We start from the raw sequence: 17,910 nt of genomic DNA on the forward strand, positions 1-17,910 counted from the left end.
CTTTAATCGAAAATGTATTTAATAAAATTTCGCATTATTCTCTACTATATTTGCTATATGAAATGGAATCTTTTCTTTTATCGATTCCAAATACTTTTGCGACACCGCCCCTAAATGTTTTTTATGAGGTATATAGAAAGCACTAATAGAAATTTCATAGTCAAATAAGTAATCATACACATGATAATCTACAAATAGTAGATCATCCTTTGGAAAAGGAATTTCCTTCCCTTGCAGAGCATACATCAAAGCAATATTGTTTTGAGATCGTAATCGATACAACCTTGCAAGTTGGTATAATGGTTCAGCCCGGGTTGGTCTATATTCCCAAGCTTTTTGAAAATAAAAAACAGCTAATGCTAAATATTGCTCTTCTTGCCCTTTAACAGTTTCTTTTTCATCAGCATCTTTCACTTCATTTTGTTTATTTGCTGAACGATTTGCTAACTGCTCATAACAAAATCCTATTCGCAATAACGAATAGAATACCTCTTCAACCCATCCTCCTGCTTCCACTCGTTTTTTATACCATTTAATTGAATTCTCAAATTGACTTAAATGAAAATAAGTCTGAGCTAAATAAAATAAATATCTTATATGCAAATCTGGCGTTGTTTCTGGGTCGTTTATTCCCTGTAACAACAACCTCTCATCTCTTTCAAATTTATCAGCTTTGCTCCCGCCATCTCCGGGATCATTCACGACAAGAGTCTCTAACCGAGCTACCCTCGTATTGTAATTCGCTCCAACTTTTGAACGATCTATATCCCAATACTCATGAGTAACACCGACAGATTTCCATGGTAAAGAAGCTTTTAAAAGACGTGTAAGCCAATATTTAATATGAACATCATATTGTAATGTAAGATAATGATCTTCCGTTAAGCTCGTTTTATCGAAATTCGGATCAACCTCTAAAATCATATCCGCATCTAATATTAACAAATAATCTGCTTCTGGGTATGTTTTTTGCGCTAACGAAACAGCTAAGCTTCTGTTATAACCAAAGTTTTTAAACGGCTCATGATGAACCGTCCCAGGTATCTCATTTTCCTTACACCAATTTTCAATAATTTCAGGCGTATTATCCGTCGATCCAGTATCACAAATAGAAACAAAGTCTACAATTGATTTTGTTGCATTTAAACATCTTTCCATAATTCTAGACTCATTTTTGACGATCATACAAAGACATAACTTTTTTTCTTCCTTTACAGACTTCACTTGCTTATTTCCCATTTAACCACCTCATATTTTATTAACACGCTCTTCTCATATGTAACAACATTTCTTAGCTATACTGATGACATAAGCACCCTTTTACTATTTATGAAAACTTCATTTTATTTATTCTTACTTTTATGTTGATATATATTTCATGCAGCGCTTTATATTTGATACAATCAATACAAAAAAACATAATGCGGGAATCCGTACATTTCAAAGTCTAAGAGGAGGTTATTGTCATTTGTGACAAAAAAACGATGATTGATTGGTATTTTTAAATTAGTAATTTCTTAAACTATAAAAAAGAAACTTGCGCTTATGCACAAGTTTCTTTTCAAAAACATCCTTATTTTTTCACAACTTCATGTCCACCGAACTGATTACGTAGTGCTGAAACTACTTTTCCATGGAATGTATCATCTTCCTGAGAACGATAGCGCATAAATAATGACATAGCGATAACTGGTGCTGCAGCTTGAAGTTCAAGTGCAGTTTCAACAGTCCATTTTCCTTCTCCTGAAGAGTTCATTACACCTTTAATGCCATCTAGTTTTGGATCTTCTGCAAATGCTTTTTCAGTTAAGTCCATTAACCAACCACGGATAACTGATCCGTTCGCCCATACTTTTGCAACATCTTCATAATTGAAATCAAAGTCACTCTTATCTAGTACTTCAAATCCTTCAGCGATTGCTTGCATCATGCCGTACTCAATACCGTTATGAACCATTTTTAAGAAATGACCACTACCAACACGGCCAGCATAAGAATAGCCATTTTCTACTGCTAAATCTTTAAATAAAGGTTCTAATTGGTCGTAAATTTCTTTTTCTCCACCAACCATTAAGCAAGCACCGTATCTAGCTCCTTCTACACCGCCTGATGTACCGATATCTACATAATGTAATCCGAAGCTTTTTGCTTCTTCAGCACGGCGTAACGTATCTTTATAGAATGAATTTCCGCCTTCAATAACGATATCACCTTCATCTAATAACGGATAAACATCTTTTAGTACTGACTCTACAACTTCTCCTGCAGGCACCATTACCCAAATTGTACGAGGAGCTTCTAGTTCAGCGATCATTTCTTTTAATGTATGACGTGCAGTAATTCCTAGTTTTCCTGCCTTTTCAACAAGCTCTTTATTTACATCGTATACAACTACTTCATGCTTGTCTTCATATAAGTGTTCAGCTAATGGGAATCCCATTTTTCCTAATCCAATTAAACCTAGTTTCATATTAATCAATCTCCTATTCTATACAAATATATTTAATATCGAAATTAGCCCAAGTGCTACTACAGATAATATAGTCTCCATTGCAGTCCATGTTAATAATGTTTCTTTCACAGTCATTCCGAAATACTCTTTAATCATCCAAAATCCTGAATCATTCACGTGTGATAAAATTAATGACCCTGCACCAGTTGCAAGTGCTAATAATTCAACATTTACACCTGGTGTGCTTGCTGCAATCGGCGCAACAATACCAGCTGCTGTCATCATAGAAACAGTTGCCGATCCAGTTGCAATTCGAATAAGTGCCGCAATTCCCCACCCTAATAATATCGGTGAAATATGTGATTCTTTCGCCATATCTGCAATTGTCGTTCCAATTCCAGAATCTAATAGTACTTTATTAAATGCGCCGCCTGCACCAATAACTAACAATATGTTTGCAATAGGTCCAAGGCAATCATTTGTAAATTGTAACACTTTATCTTTTGAGAAACCTTTTGCATATCCAAGACTAAAGAAAGAGTAAATGGTTGCAATTAATAAAGCGACAATCGGATCTCCAATAAAGTGTAATACTTGTGCTAGTTGACTTGTTTTATTTAATGCAACTTCCGCTATTGATGCACCAAGCATAAGAAATACTGGAAGTAAAATTGTAAACAATGTATTCCCAAAGCTTGGAAGCTCTTTTTTATTATCTTTTTCAATAAATTGCTCCGCTATATCTAATGGTACTTCCTTATGTATACGAGCACCAATCCATTTCCCGTAAAGTGGACCTGAAATAATTGCAGTTGGAAGTCCGACAATTAATGCATATAAAATTGTCTTCCCTACATCTGCTTTAAAAATACCAACTGCCGCCATTGCCGCTGGATGCGGCGGCACTAGTCCGTGCACAACGGATAGTCCTGCTACTAGCGGGATACCGATTGTAATAAGTGATACCCCTGTTTCTAATGCAATTGTAAATACTAACGGAATTAATAGTACAAATCCAACTTGGAAAAATACCGGAATCCCTACTAAAAATGCAACGAACATCATCGCCCAGTGAACTCGTTTCTTCCCAAAACGATTAATTAATGTGTTAGCGATACGTTCAGCACCACCAGATTCGGCCATCATTTTTCCAAGCATCGTTCCTAGTGCTAAAACTATTGCTAAAAATCCTAACGTATTACCAAGTCCTAGTTTAATAGAATCAATAATTCCTGGATCTTTTGGTGAAGTTCCAATTAAAGGCATTCCCATTGCTAATCCTACACCAATTGCTGTTAAAATTAATGCGACAAATGGATGCCATTTTACTACCGTAATAAGTAAAAGTAGTATGACAACTGCCGCTAGTACGATCCCAACTACCATTTCTCCCAATCCCCCTATTTTTTACGTTGGAAAGCAGCTATACAATCAAATTCTTCTTTCAAGCGATTGTAAAGTCGTTCATACATATAAAACATTTCTAAATATATAGCCGTATTTTCTTTATTCGGTACATGGTGATGGACAATATCAATCCAATCCTTTACCTCTTCAAGAGAATCAATTTTTCCTACAGCATATAAAGCGACTGCCGCTGCCCCAAGCGCAGATGCTTCATGACTTTCAGGTACAAGCAATTCTTTTCCCATCATATCGGACAACATTTGTCTCCAAAATGCAGATTTTGCAAACCCTCCTGAAACTCGTATTTCAGTAAGTGGCCCTGTACAATCCCTGATTGCGAGTGCTACTGAATATACACTCATACAAACACCTTCCATCACTGCACGTATAAAATGTTCTCGCTTATGCTGAAGATTGATTCCAAAGAATGTACCACGAGCATTTGCATTCCAGTAAGGTGCGCGTTCTCCAGATAAGAAAGGTAAGAACAATAGCCCATCCGCTCCAGCTGGTACGCTTTCTGCATATTTAATTAATAAATCATAAGGATCAATGCCGAGCTTTCTTGCTACTTCTTGCTCTGGACTACCAAATTCATCACGTAACCATCTCAGTAATATTCCGCCGTTATTCGTTGGACCACCGATTACCCAGTGCTCATCTGTTAATGCGTAACAAAACGTTCTCCCTTTCTCATCTGTATTTATATTTGATGAGATTGTTCGAACCGCACCACTCGTTCCAATCGTAATTGCAGCCGCACCCGGTGATATCGCACCAACTCCTACATTTGCAAGAACCCCATCACTTGCTCCGATGACAATTGGTGTTTCTGCACTTATCCCCATCTCCTGTGCTAATTCTGGCTTCATACCTGATAAAATATATGTAGTTGGTACAGGGGTTGATAATTTTTCTGGTGACATATGTAACATAGTTAAAACATCTTTATCCCAGTTTAATGTTTCTAAATTAAATAACCCCGTAGCAGAAGCAATCGAATAATCAACTACGTAGCGTGAAAATAATTGGTAAATCACATACTCTTTAATGGAAATGAATTTATAGGCACTTGTATATAACTCTGGTTCCTCTTCTTTCATCCATAACAATTTAGAAAGTGGTGACATCGGATGAATCGGTGTGCCTGTACGTCTATAAATTTCATGCCCATTCATTTGTTGTAATAATTTTTCTGATTGCTTCGTACTTCGATTATCTGCCCAAATGATAGAACGCGTTAATGGCGCACCATTTTCATCTACTGCAATTAATGCGTGCATAGCTGTACTAATACCGATTGAAGAAATATCTTCTGGTAATACATTACCTTTTTCAATGGCAACGCTTACACTTTTGTATACAGCGGCACATATTACATCAGGATCTTGCTCAGCCCATCCTACATTCGGTTGAATAATTGGGTAATCGATTGCATGTGATGCAATGACTTTTCCTTTTTCTGTGAACACAACCGTTTTTGTACTTGTGGTACCGATATCAATCCCGATTACTCTCCCCCTTGTTTCCATGCGAATCTTCCCTTCATTTCTAGCAAAATACGATTTAGTAAACCGTTTACATGAATTAGTATATAAAATATTTTTTCATTTATCAAGTTATAAAAAGAAAATTTTTTTCATATCAAAAAATAAATCCCCTCATTCCATTTCACTTATATACTACATTTAGCTTTTCCATGCGGTAAAATTACGTTATATTCGTTACGCAATACACCCTTTCCTCTCATTAACAACACATACATAGTCCTCCATACGTTCTACTTATTTGCTTGAAGAAAGAGTTGAAAAGCAATATTCATTTTTAGCGGTCACGTAACATCACCATCAAGCCAAGAAAAGTAACTAACCGCAGAATGAGAATTCTGTGCATTTTGCTCTTATTTATTGTTTTAGGTTCACTAGTCTTTTATCTTGATAAACATAGAGCGTGGCCCCCTACTATCACTTTTTTATCTTGTAAATATATCTTGCATACTATAAAACCGAAAAGTATTTTTATTTTTCAGAAAAATAAAAACAATAACACGAAATTTATTGTATAATGTTGTAAAAAGATGTCGGAGGGATTTAATGTTAAATAAAATATCTCAATTCACAATTAAGCTTTCATCAATTCTTTTATCACTCTTACTATTATTAAATTTACCTTATTTATTTATCACTCAACAAGGATTTACCTTTCAACCAATTTATTTTTTTAATCAGACCGTTACTATGTTAAAACAGGTTTTTTCCCCTGAATCATTAGTGATTATAGGATCAGACCCGAAGCTTGGCCATTTCAAAAAAACACCATTATTTCCAACTGTTTTAGAACCTTACCTATATTCATTTACTATATTATTTTTAGCCTTTTTTCTTGCTCTCTTTTTATCATCTAGCATGGCATTTTTTTATTTTTTAGCAAAAGATTATATAAAAAAATGGATAAACCGAGTTGTGTTCATATTAGAAGCTGTCCCTGATATGATGATGATGATTTGTTTGCAAATATTTTTCATATGGGTACTTCAGAAATTTGGGGAATCTCCTGTCACTATTATTTCTTTTAATGAAAATCGAGCTTATTTACTCCCTATTTTATCATTAGCTGTCTTACCTACATTACAAATGTTTCGGATGATGGTGTTATACATAAAAGAAGAGCAAGGAAAACATTACGTAGAGGTTGCATATGGAAAAGGCCTTTCATCAAGTTATATACTATGCATTCATTTATTCAAAAATATATCTATCCACTTCTTCCACCATTTAAAAACGATTTTTGTTTTCTTACTTTCTAATTTATTCATTTTAGAATTTGTTTTTAATATGGAAGGCATTATTCAATTTTTATTTAATAAGGCGTTTGTTTCACCTCCAGCTGCATTTATCACACTTGTTATGATTGTTTTACCATTTTACGCCATTTTCCAAATAGTCTCATTCATGATGAATAGATGGAAAAAGCAATTGAAAGGAGTATCATTATGAAATCTATTTGGAAATCAAAACGCTTTTTAATCGGCTTTACTTATCTATTCATACTTATTTCAGCTAGTTTTATTTATAGTTGGTTCTTTAAAGATAACATCCCAAAACCTCCTCAGTTACTTTACAATGACAATAACGAATTACTTGGAAAGGCCCCCTTTCCGCCATCGTTAATTCCACCTTTTGGATCTGATCGTTTTGGAGAGTCTGTTTTCTTACAAATTGTAGAAGGAGCAAAATTCACTATTTTATTGGCCATGGCAATTAGCTTCTTTCGAATTTTATGCGGAACATGTATAGGAATCCTCTTAAGTTTATTTGCTCCAAAACTCAAGAGATTTTTCCAGTCATGCTCAGAAGTTTTTTATTATATTCCAACTCTATTTATCGCATTCATACTCATCACGCCCGTTAATATTATAATCACATCAAATGCTGATGGGGTAGATCCAAATATTTCATTTACGTTTTATCAAGTACTCGTACTTATTTTCGTCGCTCTGCCTACACTTTCTTTATACATATCCTCAGAAGTTGATGAATTTATGAAACAAGATTACATCTTAAGTTCACAATTACTGGGGGCTAGTCGTTTTCATATTATAAAAAAACACTTACGAGTCTTATTACGTGACCGCTTATTTGTATTATTTATGGAACATATCGTCCAAACACTCATACTCGTTATCCATTTAGCGTTGCTTAACATTGTAATTGGCGGCATACAAATGCGTGAACTCTATGACGGAGTGCTCAAACCTGTTTCTCTATCTAATGATTGGGCAGGTCTTATTGGATTAAATCGTAATGAAATGAATCTTTCATGGTGGATTATTTTTTATACTCTCGCTTCATTCTTTATTACGATTCTATTTATTAAGCTTATGACCATCGGGATTCAAGATGCACTGAAAGCAAGAGATTCGCAAATTGTAGCAATTCAAAACGTTCCAGATCATAAAAAATTTGTTAAACATAAAGATTCCTTTTCGTTTGCAAATAAAGTAAACCTTTAATCATTTCTCATTAATCAAGTATTAATTGGCATTGATATTATAGAAAATAAAGAAGATGATTCCTATTAAATACAGGGATCATCTTCTTATGCTGTCTAACTTTTTTACATGTCCTTTGCTAGACTCATGCTTTTTATATTTAAAGTGAATTATTTGCAATCACAATTATGTTTTTTAAAATCAATTACCATACGCCCTTGAATTCTACCTTGTTCCATTTCTTCGAATACATTTTGTACTTTATCTAGAGAACAAGTTTGAACAACCGGCACTACTTTTCCTTCTGCCCCGAACATAAACGCCTCTTCCAAATCTTTACGAGTACCAACTAGAGAACCAACTACTTCAATTCCATCCAGTACAAGTCGTGGGATGTTTAAGTCCATTGTTTCTACTGGTAGCCCTACTGCAACTACTTTACCGCAAGCACGTACTGCATCAACTGCTGAGTTAAAGGCTACTTTAGAGACTGCTGTTACTACCGCAGCATAAGCGCCACCAAACTCCTCTTGCACAATTTTATCAGCAGGACCTTGAGAAATTGGATTGATAGTCATATCAGCACCAACTTCTTTCGCTAAGGCTAATTTGTCGTCATTAATATCTACTGCGATTACCTTTGCACCAAATACATTTTTAGCATATTGGATAGCTAAGTTACCTAATCCACCGCAGCCATAGATTACAATAGGTTGACTAGGTTTAATATCTGATACTTTAATAGCTTTATATGTAGTTACACCAGCACAAGTAATTGATGATGCTTGAGCAGGATCTAATCCTTCTGGTACTTTTACCGCATAATCAGCTGTAACGATACATTGTTCAGCCATACCACCATCCACTGAATAACCAGCGTTTTTAACTTCACGGCAAAATGTTTCTCTACCAGTTACGCAATATTCACAACGTCCACAAGATTGGAACATCCATGCAATACTTACACGCTCACCTATCTTTAGTGAAGTAACATCATCAGCTATTTTCGTAACAATACCTACACCCTCATGACCAAGAATACGGCCATCAGTGTTACCAAAATCATGATTCGCAACGTGTAAATCAGTGTGACAAACTCCACAATACTCTACATCTACTAACGCTTCACCTGAGTGTAACGGACGTAATTCTTTGTCAATCACTTCGATGTTTGCTTTGCTGTTTTTATTAACCACTACTGCTTTCATATGTGATCTCCCCTTTAGTGTTTTAGCATTTTAATGAGTTTATCTCACAACTACTTTCTTCACTACTTTGGCTAGTTATTGTACCAAATTTAAGTGTTCAATCATCATTACATCTTCATCATAACATGACACTTCATAAACAACTTGTGAAATTATGAACAATATTTGAATTATTACACAAATCGGTCTTTATTTTAAATTTTTAAAAATGAGAGTTTATCATTGACTATAAGTAAGTCACATATTTCTAAAACAAAATAAATTAACAAACTTCTCACCGATAAAAAAGCTCTTCACTCAATATTTTCTACATGTAAACACTTAGTTTCACAGTAATATCCTTTGCCACCAACATAAACTTTTTCTATTTTATTTTTGCTATTGGTTGCTAATTTAACTAATATTTCAGAAGGCGAGTGTAAAGAATAACCTTGTTCAAATACATAGACTTCTTTTTTCAAGTAGTCCTGTTCATAAAGGTAGCAAGCTAATGCACCGTTCGAAGTTCCAGTCGCTGCTTCTTCATTGATGTCGTATAGCGGAGCAAAATTTCTGCATATAATTCGATTGTCATTAAAAGTATATAGATGCATCCCGACAACATTATAATACTTGCTGATTTCTTTAATTTTTTCAAAATTAGGTTGCAGTGCATGTAATTGTGTTTCGCTTTTTATAGGAATTAAAATATCTTTTAAGCCCGTGGAGACAATTTGAATTGGGTATTTATTTTCTATATCTTTACTATCAAAACAGTCGATGAACTCGTTTGGAGATACAACATCATAGAATATCGGTTTATTTTGTTCCATGAATATGATGTCATCTTTTATAGTAATAGTAAGAACACCGCTGTTCGTTTCAATCGTATAGCGATTCCTGAAAAGTTTATTTAAATGCATCAGTATCGCGAAAGAGCCAATTGTGGCATGACCACATAAATCAACTTCTTCTTTTGGTGTAAAATACTCAAATTTATAATCAGCAATTTCAGATTCTGATATAAATGCGGTTTCCGCATAGCCCAGTTGTTTGGCTATTTCCATTTTTTGAGTAGTGGTCAATGTATTCTCAATAAATACCACTCCTGCTTTATTTCCGCCTTTATGATCCTTGCTAAATGCACTTGCAACATAAACAGATATTTTCATAAGACACCTTCCTCACTTATAGTAAATTATAGTATAGAAAGCACTACATATAAATTCCATTGGATAAATTATCCCTAAAATAAGAAACAAACTATTTTTAGCATTTGAACTCTCCAAAAATAGTTTGTCTACAGTCTGAAAGCTCTTCATTTGAAGAGCTTTTTTTATATTCGCTTCATCGAAATCGTTTCACGTATACTTTGTAAATTTTTTAGAGTTTCCTCTTGTCGCTGCAACGACAACCCTACATACAAAGTATCTAATAAGCTTAACTGTGCTAATCGTGATGAACTTGCTTCTGTGCGGAATTCAGTCTCACGTGTTGATGTATATAACGTTATATCAGCAAGTTGACTTAATGCTGATTTCTTATAGCTCGTAATCGCAATAATTTTGGCTCCTCTTGCTTTCGCTACTTCTAACGCTTCAAGTAATCCTTTATTGCTACCAGAATGAGAAATACCAATAACAACTGAATTTTCCGAGAGTAAACCTGCCCCCATAATTTGAAAATGCGAATCAGTATGAGCGATACAAGAAATACCCGTTCTCATAAACTTATGATACGCATCCATTGCAATAATACCAGAGCCACCATTTCCATAAAACTCAATTCGACTTGCTTCTTGTAAGGCTCGTACAGCCTGCTCAAGTGCCGTTTCATTAAGCAAATGTAAAGTATCTTGCAGTCCTGTAATATGCGAATGAAAAACTTTTTTAGCAACAGTTACCATACTATCTTCTGCTGATACCTCTTCATGGATATTTTGCATCGGTGTATGTACAATTTCACGAGCTAATGTAATCTTTAAATCTTGAAAACCTTGCAAACCAAGGTTTTTACATAAGCGGAATATCGTAGCTTCGGAACTATTCGTAACTTCAGCTAATTCTGTAATAGATTTATGTACAACATCTTGTGGATGTTTCAAAATATGTTCGGCAATACTTCGCAATTTCGGTGATAAACCATTTAACGAAGCCTGAATCTTTCCAATCCCACTTCTTGTACCAGGCATAACATATCCTCCCCTTCCATCGTAGCTTTATCCTGTAAAAACCGATTAGTTAAACTAATCATCAGTGGGGATGGTCCTCCACTGATTAGAGTTTCACTTTATTGTACCTAATTATCGAAAGAAGAAAAACCTATATTAGGGATTACTATAATTTTTAATTGCTCCTATGTATTCTGTCATACGATATAACAGAATTATTCATGCTTATGAATAATTCTCTCCATGTTTCACTGCGTATAATGCGGCTTGCGTACGATCATCCACTTCCAATTTAGCTAAAACGTTTGAAACGTGTGTTTTCACAGTTTGTTCTGTAATATGAAGTTCTGCTGCAATCTCCTTGTTGCTTCTTCCTTTCGCAATTTCGCGAAGTACCTCTTGCTCTCTTTTCGTTAACATTGAAAAAGGATTTTCTACTTCCTTCTTTACTGCAGAACGCCCCATTAATGCAGGTGTTACTTTCGGGTGAAAATTCGCATTTCCTTGATGTACTGCAATAATAGAAGCGACAAGTTGCTCAGGTTGTACTTCTTTTAATTGATAACCATCTGCTCCAGCTTCAAGTGCTGGTATAACATAATCTTGCTCTGAAAAACTACTTAATATAAGTACCTTTATTGTCTCATCATATTGCTTTAGACGTTTTGTTGCCTCAATTCCATCCATTTTCGGCATCGATACATCCATTAGTACGACATCTGGTCTTTCTTTTTGCACGAAATGTAATGCCTCTTCGCCATTTTCCGCTTCCCCAATAATTTCAAATTCTTCTCTCGTTTTCAAAAAGAATACAAGTCCTCTTCGAACGATATGATGATCCTCAACTAGTAGCAGTTTAATCTTCAACCTTATTCTCCCCTTCAAATCGGCAATTGAATTTCTATTTTTGTACCCTTTTTCAGCTCTGTTATAATTTGAAACGATCCCTTCATTAACTGAATACGTTCCTTCATACTTTTCAGGCCAAGTGCTGATTCCCTTACTTGTTCTTGTATAAATCCTATTCCATTGTCTTCTATGTAAAAATGTAACTGGTTATTTTCTATTTTCAAAAGAATATGTACCTTTTCACACGAAGCATGCTTTTTACAATTATGTAGCGCCTCTTGGCTAATACGCCATAAAACTTCTTCTATTTCATCCCCCATTGAAACCATCCCATCAATTCGAACTTCCACTTGAACTCCTAATAACTTCCCGTAATTTTGAATTGCTTCTGCTAATCCTTTCTCCAATCCTTCAGGTCTTAATTGCCAAATTAATAGCGTCATCTCTTGTAATGCTTCTTGTGATAATTCCCCAATATAACTTAACATCTCTTGCAATTCTCTATCTTGCGTCATATTCAGAGTACCTTTCGCTGTTAGCATAATAGAAAATAACAATTGTTTTACTGAATCATGTAAATCACGTGCAAGTCGATTTCTTTCCGCTACCACTACATATTTACGTTCTTTCTCAACTAATTGAATACGTTGTATTGTCGTTCCAATTTGAAATGCAATTGATTCTAATAATGCTAACTCTTCCTCAGAAAAATGAGTCTTATGAGGTGCAGCCACATTTAGTAGACCAAATTTTTCTGATCCAGACCTAAGCGGAATTGTCGCATGATGTGTAACATCTTCTGTCTCTCCCCAATTACATTCAATTGCATCTTCTATTCGCTTACATTCAATAATATTAGTCGCTTTTTCCAATCTCCCATTTACAAAACGTTCTACACACCAACAGTTTCCTTCACACATCGGCTTCTTCTTTTGCCACGTAAGAGCCTCTGGTAAATTTTCGTCTACAAGCATACTGTGCTTTCCACTTTCATCAATAAAGAATATCCACCCTGTTTGTAAATTCATTACTTGTAACAATGTATGCAACACTTTTTCTAACATATCCTGTAAGTTTGTTGCTTCATTTAATAATTCAGCAATTTCTTTTAATGCTTCTAAACGACGCATCTCTTTTTCTTCAAAGTTCATTCTCATCACCAACTACAATTATAACATTAAGAAATTTCTAAATTCTATAAATAAAAAAAGAACCGAATTCCTTCAGCCCTTTCTTTATATCAATCATTTTATTATTGTTATTCTATCCAATGTTGGAAGCAGAATTTTTGTTAACAAACGATTCTACTTTAGCTGTCCGATAAAGATTGTCCACCATGGATATGCTGTAAACCTTCAGTAGTAACAACCATATTCGCTGCTGGCATTTGCACTTGATTCTTATGGAACATAGACATTAATTCAAATCTTACTTGTCTAGAAGTTTCAAAATAATCTTCTGGCTTTATTAAACCTGTAATACAAAATTCATAGCCAACATATTTCAAGTTAGGATTTAAGTCTGTAACACCAACGTATTTAAATGGTTCAACAGCCTCATCCTCTACTCTATAAAGAGTTTGATTCAATTTTTCATTGCATATAACACATACTTCTTCTAACAATTCCTTCACTCTTGTTGGATCTTCCTGATAACTTACCGTGATGCGTTCAATTACACGCATCCATCCTTTATTAAAATTTTGTATCGTTCTAATCTCTCCGTGCGGGATGGTAAGTAGTTTTCCTGACCATTCACGAATTTGCATAAAACGAATACTAATCTCTTCAATAGTTCCTGAATTTGTTCCGTTAAAAGTTACAAAATCACCAACTCGAAACTCTTTGTCCGCTAATCTTGCAAAACCTAATATAACATCTTTTAGCATCTGTTGTGCAGCAAAACCGATGACAACTCCAGCTATCCCTGCACCTGCAATAATACTTTTTATATCTACAAATTGGCTAATTAAATATATGATAAGACTGATGATAATGATATATCTAAAAATAGATCGAATTACACTTTGAATTGTCTGCTCTACCTCTTCATCAAAAAAGCTTGATTTCCTAAAAAACCAATCAATAATACGGTTTATTACAAAAGAAATAATGATTAAAACTAAAGCAAATAGTAAAAATCTTAAAAGTAAAAACTCTCTTACATAATTAAAAAATTCTTCCGTATACGTTAATAAGCTCATTTAACCACTTCCTTACTAATTAAAAAATTCATAATCGCCTAAGTTTGTTCCAGAAAAATCTATTATCCTAATCTAAAATGCCGCTACCCTTACTATGTATTTTGACTCTATTACTAATTCACTTTAAACAGTATGTCTAGCTGTTCTTTTTCCTTTCCCTTTAAATATACCCTTTTTAATAACCTAAGGGGGAGCAAATCGTGAAATTTTTTTATACGTTAAAACTTTATTCATCTCATTACGATTTCAACTCATTTATTCATTAACTACGTAAAAAAAGAGCTGAATTTATCAGCTCTTTTATTCGATATTAATTGTTGTCTTACTACTTTTTTCTTCTTTCAATTTTGGCAATTCAATTGTCAGTACGCCATCTTTATAATTTGCTCTAACATTTTCTTCCTCAACTTGTTTAAAACTAAAGCGTCGAGTTACAGAACCTATAGAACGTTCTTTACGAATATATGTGCCATTCTCATTTTTTTCTTCTACTTCATTATGATTAGTTGCTTGAATCGTTAATACATCTTGTTCAAAATCAACTTGAATGTTTTCTTTTTGAAAACCTGGTAAATCTGCTTTCACAGTATATTTATCAGATTGCTCATGAACATCTACTTTAAAAGTATCCATGTTCAGTGGCTTAAAGAAAGCATCTGTCATCCCTTCTAATAAAGAAGGCCCAAAATCAAAAATACCATTTTGACGTTTTGTTATCTCTGGAAATAAATTACGCATATTTTTTCCTCCTTATTATTTATGAATGAAAGATTATCTCTTTCTGCCTTTATTATAACATTTGGTCAAAAAAGGTCAAAGTTTTTGTTTGACCTTTTTTGATGTATATTTTACCAAATAAAACACATGAGATATTTGACATCTCTTACATTTATAAAGAGGAATATATTTATATAATAACGAATAGTTTATATGCTCTTATTTTTCCTTAATGAGGTTACCTACAATGGGGTATATCGAAGAAATTAGAGAAGTTGTCGGATCAAGACCACTCAATTTATTAGGCGTTGCGGTAGCTGTTTTCAAGGAACAAGGACAAATAAAAGAGACCTTTTTTAAAGGCCTCTTTTTTCACTTCACTTCTGCATGTAGGCATGACTTAAAATGTCCAAGTGCATATTCATGCCCTTGTGCATTAAAAGATGCAACCGCCTTTTCAAAAACTACAATTTTAAACCCTTTATTATAAGCATCTACTGCTGTATGAAGAACACAAATATCAGTACAAACACCTACAAGATGAACTTCTGCTATTCCTCTTTCTCTTAGCTTCATCTCTAAGTCTGTTCCTGCAAATGCACTATACCGTGTTTTATCCATGTAATATACATTCTCTGCATTTTTATATGTTTCGTACACATCTTGTAATTCACCAAACAAATCTCTTCCATTTGTACCAGCTATATTATGAGGCGGGAATAACTTTGATTCTGGATGATATACATCATTTTCTTCATGTTTATCAATAGCAAAGACAACGTAATCTCCATTTTCAATATATTGCTTCGTTATATGTACAATTTCCTTCTCAATTTCCTGTCCTGGTTTCCCGCATGTTAAAGCGCCTTTCTCAGCTACAAAATCATATGTATAATCAATATTTATAAGAGCTCGTTTCATTACTATCTCTCCTTCTCCTGTTTCACAGTAAACAATAGAAAATTTGTTATTACGACATCGTATGTACTATTCGACATTTCAAATGAAATACCTACATTTTTCTTGCAAAACTCACCTTAATCCGAGTTTATCATAAAGTGAAACTTTAATCATTGGAGAGTTTGTTCATCTCCAATGATTATCAGCCCTCATCAATCGTGCATTTACAGGCAGTTGATCTCCCACCTAATCTCCTCACCTATACCGAGTTTTAAGGTAAGGTCTTACTGCCCGTTAGTGCGGGATATAATAGATAAACAATGGTAAAACAAATAGCTCCTATTGATAAGTCATGAATTTGATAATTGAGCGTAGCTTGAATCATCTCTTGTATCGTAAACCAAAATACTGCCATCATCATACTAATCAAGACGATACGAATACACCGATTCACATCTTCAACCTCTTTCTCTGTCATAGTAGTAACAAGTGATTACTTCCTATTTAATCGTATTAGAAAATGAAATAAGTTATTCACTCTTGCACACTCTAGTCCAAACAAAAAAGCACACTACTTTTTGAGTAATGTACTTTTTATTCTTGTTAAGACGCAGGTTTTGTCTCAAATGTTGCTTGATTAAAACTAATAACCTTTCCTTTCGGATCATTGTTTTCATACTGAACTGCAGTAATTGTATGACTACCTGTTTCCAGCGTTTTTTCTTTTAACTGCACTGTTGTCTGCGTTGTACTAGTTACTTGATGTTTATCTGTATACATTTGATCTACAAATACGAATGTTTCTTTATCACTTTGAAAATTAGAAAGTTCTAATTCAACTTGCTGAATTAACGTATCCTTTTTGATGAATACAGTCGGTATATTACCGTTTTCAGAAGTACCATCTGGAGTAATAACTTTTACTTTCCCTTCTCCAATTGACATTGCTCCTTCAGGAAATACAACCATATTCTCATCACTTGCGTTTACAACTTGTTCTTCCTGTTTTGATTGCGCGTCCTCTTTTTCCTGTGGAGCACCGCAACCAACTAATAACAATACAGACAATCCAGTGATTATGAATTTTTTCAAAATTCATCCCCCCTGTAACTTCATTATAATTTATTATACAAAAATAACTTTTAAATTTTGAGACTACTTTCAACACTTTCATGAACAAATAGAATCTTGCTCACGATTAATGTATCATACTTTCCTTAATAGAACATTAATTTTTTTTATGAAATAAATAGTAATTCCCTCTTATCTATCATTTTAGCCCAACATATGAATTACATACCCTCAAAAATAAAAAGACATTGTTAGTTCAATGTCTTTTCTATACAGCAATTAAAAAACAAACGTTGTAATCTCATCTACTTCTTTTCTTGGAAGTTTCTTCGGTTTATCTTTCGGAAATCCGAGTGAAATAACCATATTTATTTGTTTTTCAGGCGCAATTTGTAAATATTGGCGCAGTTCATCTTGAGCTAGCAATACTGGCCCTGTCATTGGACAAGTACCAAGTCCCTTTGCATGTGCAGCTAACATTAAGTTTTGTGCCGCTAAACAGCTACTCTTAATGCCTTCTTCTTCCCAAACGGAATCTGGAACAAAAGCAATTGGATCAAATATCTTTTCACGGAACTTTGATTCATATGATGTTGCCAAACATACAATTAATACTGGTGCCTCCGAGAAAGCTGTTGCATATGGTCCGAAAGAACGTGTAAGTAATTTCCCTGCTTTCTCTTCTCCATTTTCTGCTGCTTTTGCCGCAAGTTTATGTAATGCATCCCATGTCATTTGTTCAATTTCTTTAATCTTCTCTCGATTCATGATAACTAAGAATTCCCACGTTTGTGAATTCGTATCACTCGGTGCGTAACGAGCACAATCAATTATTTCTTTTATATCATTAGTAGATACTTCTTGATCTGTAAACTTTCTAACACTTCGTCTTCCGTGAATTACTTCTTTAAAATCTTCATAATTCATATATTAAATCCCCTTTTTACAGCGTTTTCAAAACTT

Annotated in this window: 17 protein-coding genes and 2 pseudogenes; 4 read left to right on the plus strand and 15 right to left on the minus strand. The window is 34.2% G+C overall.

Going from position 1 to position 17,910, the window contains the following annotated elements; all coding sequences use genetic code 11:
• Nucleotides 1–18: 18 nt before the first annotated feature.
• Entirely contained in the window at nucleotides 19–1,239 is a 1,221-nt protein-coding gene (locus AB6801_RS01115; protein ID WP_370941024.1) for a glycosyltransferase, read from the minus strand.
• A gap of 139 nt (nucleotides 1,240–1,378) precedes the next feature.
• Here AB6801_RS01115 and AB6801_RS01120 point away from each other — a divergent pair.
• Nucleotides 1,379–1,462: pseudogene (locus AB6801_RS01120) on the plus strand (DUF2711 domain-containing protein); the annotation flags it as partial.
• A 111-nt stretch (nucleotides 1,463–1,573) separates the two neighbouring features.
• Here the strand turns inward: AB6801_RS01120 and gnd are convergent.
• The 3 genes from gnd to gntK are packed head-to-tail and all read right to left on the minus strand — an operon-like array spanning nucleotide 1,574 to nucleotide 5,391.
• Complete coding sequence (gene gnd, locus AB6801_RS01125; RefSeq protein ID WP_000765995.1) at nucleotides 1,574–2,470, minus strand: phosphogluconate dehydrogenase (NAD(+)-dependent, decarboxylating); 897 nt, start codon at nucleotides 2,468–2,470, stop codon at nucleotides 1,574–1,576.
• 18 nt (nucleotides 2,471–2,488) lie between these two features.
• Nucleotides 2,489–3,838: a GntP family permease gene (locus AB6801_RS01130; protein ID WP_000260202.1), complete on the minus strand. Its 1,350-nt coding sequence runs from the start codon at nucleotides 3,836–3,838 to the stop codon at nucleotides 2,489–2,491.
• A gap of 14 nt (nucleotides 3,839–3,852) precedes the next feature.
• On the minus strand, nucleotides 3,853–5,391 hold the full coding sequence (gene gntK / locus AB6801_RS01135) for a gluconokinase (protein ID WP_061654589.1): 1,539 nt from the start codon (nucleotides 5,389–5,391) through the stop codon (nucleotides 3,853–3,855).
• A gap of 561 nt (nucleotides 5,392–5,952) precedes the next feature.
• Between gntK and AB6801_RS01140 the strand changes: the two genes are divergently transcribed.
• Together AB6801_RS01140 and AB6801_RS01145 are read left to right on the plus strand one after the other, a co-directional pair.
• On the plus strand, nucleotides 5,953–6,855 hold the full coding sequence (locus AB6801_RS01140) for an ABC transporter permease subunit (protein WP_000932691.1): 903 nt from the start codon (nucleotides 5,953–5,955) through the stop codon (nucleotides 6,853–6,855).
• A complete protein-coding gene (locus tag AB6801_RS01145) occupies nucleotides 6,852–7,871 on the plus strand; it encodes an ABC transporter permease (RefSeq protein ID WP_370941025.1) in 1,020 nt (339 codons plus the stop codon). The genes AB6801_RS01140 and AB6801_RS01145 overlap by 4 nt, the downstream gene beginning before the upstream one ends.
• A gap of 149 nt (nucleotides 7,872–8,020) precedes the next feature.
• On the opposite strand, the gene adhP is transcribed toward AB6801_RS01145, so the two are convergent.
• From adhP to AB6801_RS01180, 7 genes are all read right to left on the minus strand, one after another.
• Entirely contained in the window at nucleotides 8,021–9,058 is a 1,038-nt protein-coding gene (gene adhP / locus AB6801_RS01150; RefSeq protein WP_097842222.1) for an alcohol dehydrogenase AdhP, read from the minus strand.
• Between the two features lie 293 nt (nucleotides 9,059–9,351).
• Nucleotides 9,352–10,209, minus strand: a complete 858-nt coding sequence (locus AB6801_RS01155; RefSeq protein ID WP_000704316.1) for a PhzF family phenazine biosynthesis protein — start codon at nucleotides 10,207–10,209, stop codon at nucleotides 9,352–9,354.
• A gap of 164 nt (nucleotides 10,210–10,373) precedes the next feature.
• A complete protein-coding gene (locus tag AB6801_RS01160) occupies nucleotides 10,374–11,228 on the minus strand; it encodes a MurR/RpiR family transcriptional regulator (RefSeq protein WP_001119646.1) in 855 nt (284 codons plus the stop codon).
• 204 nt (nucleotides 11,229–11,432) lie between these two features.
• Nucleotides 11,433–12,074, minus strand: a complete 642-nt coding sequence (gene casR, locus AB6801_RS01165) for a two-component system response regulator CasR (RefSeq protein WP_000694629.1) — start codon at nucleotides 12,072–12,074, stop codon at nucleotides 11,433–11,435.
• Between the two features lie 14 nt (nucleotides 12,075–12,088).
• Complete coding sequence (casK, locus tag AB6801_RS01170; protein ID WP_001008467.1) at nucleotides 12,089–13,207, minus strand: two-component system sensor histidine kinase CasK; 1,119 nt, start codon at nucleotides 13,205–13,207, stop codon at nucleotides 12,089–12,091.
• Between the two features lie 158 nt (nucleotides 13,208–13,365).
• Nucleotides 13,366–14,259, minus strand: coding sequence for a mechanosensitive ion channel family protein (locus tag AB6801_RS01175; RefSeq protein ID WP_000055434.1), 894 nt, complete (start codon nucleotides 14,257–14,259; stop codon nucleotides 13,366–13,368).
• Nucleotides 14,260–14,559: 300 nt separating this feature from the next.
• The gene (locus AB6801_RS01180) at nucleotides 14,560–14,997 is read right to left on the minus strand and encodes an Hsp20/alpha crystallin family protein (protein ID WP_001245053.1); all 438 of its coding nucleotides are present in this window, start codon (nucleotides 14,995–14,997) and stop codon (nucleotides 14,560–14,562) included.
• Nucleotides 14,998–15,223: 226 nt separating this feature from the next.
• Here AB6801_RS01180 and AB6801_RS01185 point away from each other — a divergent pair.
• Nucleotides 15,224–15,319, plus strand: a pseudogene (locus tag AB6801_RS01185) (DNA mismatch repair protein MutT); the annotation flags it as partial.
• A gap of 29 nt (nucleotides 15,320–15,348) precedes the next feature.
• Here AB6801_RS01185 and AB6801_RS01190 read toward each other — a convergent pair.
• From AB6801_RS01190 to AB6801_RS01205, 4 genes are all read right to left on the minus strand, one after another.
• On the minus strand, nucleotides 15,349–15,897 hold the full coding sequence (locus AB6801_RS01190) for a cysteine hydrolase family protein (RefSeq protein WP_000816757.1): 549 nt from the start codon (nucleotides 15,895–15,897) through the stop codon (nucleotides 15,349–15,351).
• A 250-nt stretch (nucleotides 15,898–16,147) separates the two neighbouring features.
• Nucleotides 16,148–16,354, minus strand: a complete 207-nt coding sequence (locus AB6801_RS01195) for a hypothetical protein (RefSeq protein WP_000136534.1) — start codon at nucleotides 16,352–16,354, stop codon at nucleotides 16,148–16,150.
• 125 nt (nucleotides 16,355–16,479) lie between these two features.
• The gene (locus AB6801_RS01200) at nucleotides 16,480–16,968 is read right to left on the minus strand and encodes a putative periplasmic lipoprotein (protein WP_000713496.1); all 489 of its coding nucleotides are present in this window, start codon (nucleotides 16,966–16,968) and stop codon (nucleotides 16,480–16,482) included.
• Between the two features lie 258 nt (nucleotides 16,969–17,226).
• Nucleotides 17,227–17,874 carry a nitroreductase family protein gene (locus AB6801_RS01205; protein ID WP_001105289.1) on the minus strand — a complete coding sequence of 216 codons (648 nt, stop codon included), beginning with the start codon at nucleotides 17,872–17,874 and terminating at the stop codon, nucleotides 17,227–17,229.
• Nucleotides 17,875–17,910: the final 36 nt, after the last annotated feature.

It is taken from the genome of Bacillus sp. RCC_6_1 (genome assembly GCF_041360755.1).
In the GTDB taxonomy this organism is placed as follows: Bacteria; Bacillota; Bacilli; order Bacillales; family Bacillaceae_G; genus Bacillus_A; species Bacillus_A cereus.

What these genes read in the sequence shown, in the direction of transcription:
- AB6801_RS01115 (WP_370941024.1), bottom strand. Translation starts at nt 1,239, where the DNA reads ATGGGAAATAAGCAAGTGAAGTCTGTAAAGGAAGAAAAAAAGTTATGT.
- gnd (WP_000765995.1), bottom strand. Translation starts at nt 2,470, where the DNA reads ATGAAACTAGGTTTAATTGGATTAGGAAAAATGGGATTCCCATTAGCT.
- AB6801_RS01130 (WP_000260202.1), bottom strand. Translation starts at nt 3,838, where the DNA reads ATGGTAGTTGGGATCGTACTAGCGGCAGTTGTCATACTACTTTTACTT.
- gntK (WP_061654589.1), bottom strand. Translation starts at nt 5,391, where the DNA reads ATGGAAACAAGGGGGAGAGTAATCGGGATTGATATCGGTACCACAAGT.
- AB6801_RS01140 (WP_000932691.1), top strand. Translation starts at nt 5,953, where the DNA reads ATGTTAAATAAAATATCTCAATTCACAATTAAGCTTTCATCAATTCTT.
- AB6801_RS01145 (WP_370941025.1), top strand. Translation starts at nt 6,852, where the DNA reads ATGAAATCTATTTGGAAATCAAAACGCTTTTTAATCGGCTTTACTTAT.
- adhP (WP_097842222.1), bottom strand. Translation starts at nt 9,058, where the DNA reads ATGAAAGCAGTAGTGGTTAATAAAAACAGCAAAGCAAACATCGAAGTG.
- AB6801_RS01155 (WP_000704316.1), bottom strand. Translation starts at nt 10,209, where the DNA reads ATGAAAATATCTGTTTATGTTGCAAGTGCATTTAGCAAGGATCATAAA.
- AB6801_RS01160 (WP_001119646.1), bottom strand. Translation starts at nt 11,228, where the DNA reads ATGCCTGGTACAAGAAGTGGGATTGGAAAGATTCAGGCTTCGTTAAAT.
- casK (WP_001008467.1), bottom strand. Translation starts at nt 13,207, where the DNA reads ATGAACTTTGAAGAAAAAGAGATGCGTCGTTTAGAAGCATTAAAAGAA.
- AB6801_RS01175 (WP_000055434.1), bottom strand. Translation starts at nt 14,259, where the DNA reads ATGAGCTTATTAACGTATACGGAAGAATTTTTTAATTATGTAAGAGAG.
- AB6801_RS01180 (WP_001245053.1), bottom strand. Translation starts at nt 14,997, where the DNA reads ATGCGTAATTTATTTCCAGAGATAACAAAACGTCAAAATGGTATTTTT.
- AB6801_RS01190 (WP_000816757.1), bottom strand. Translation starts at nt 15,897, where the DNA reads ATGAAACGAGCTCTTATAAATATTGATTATACATATGATTTTGTAGCT.
- AB6801_RS01195 (WP_000136534.1), bottom strand. Translation starts at nt 16,354, where the DNA reads ATGACAGAGAAAGAGGTTGAAGATGTGAATCGGTGTATTCGTATCGTC.
- AB6801_RS01205 (WP_001105289.1), bottom strand. Translation starts at nt 17,874, where the DNA reads ATGAATTATGAAGATTTTAAAGAAGTAATTCACGGAAGACGAAGTGTT.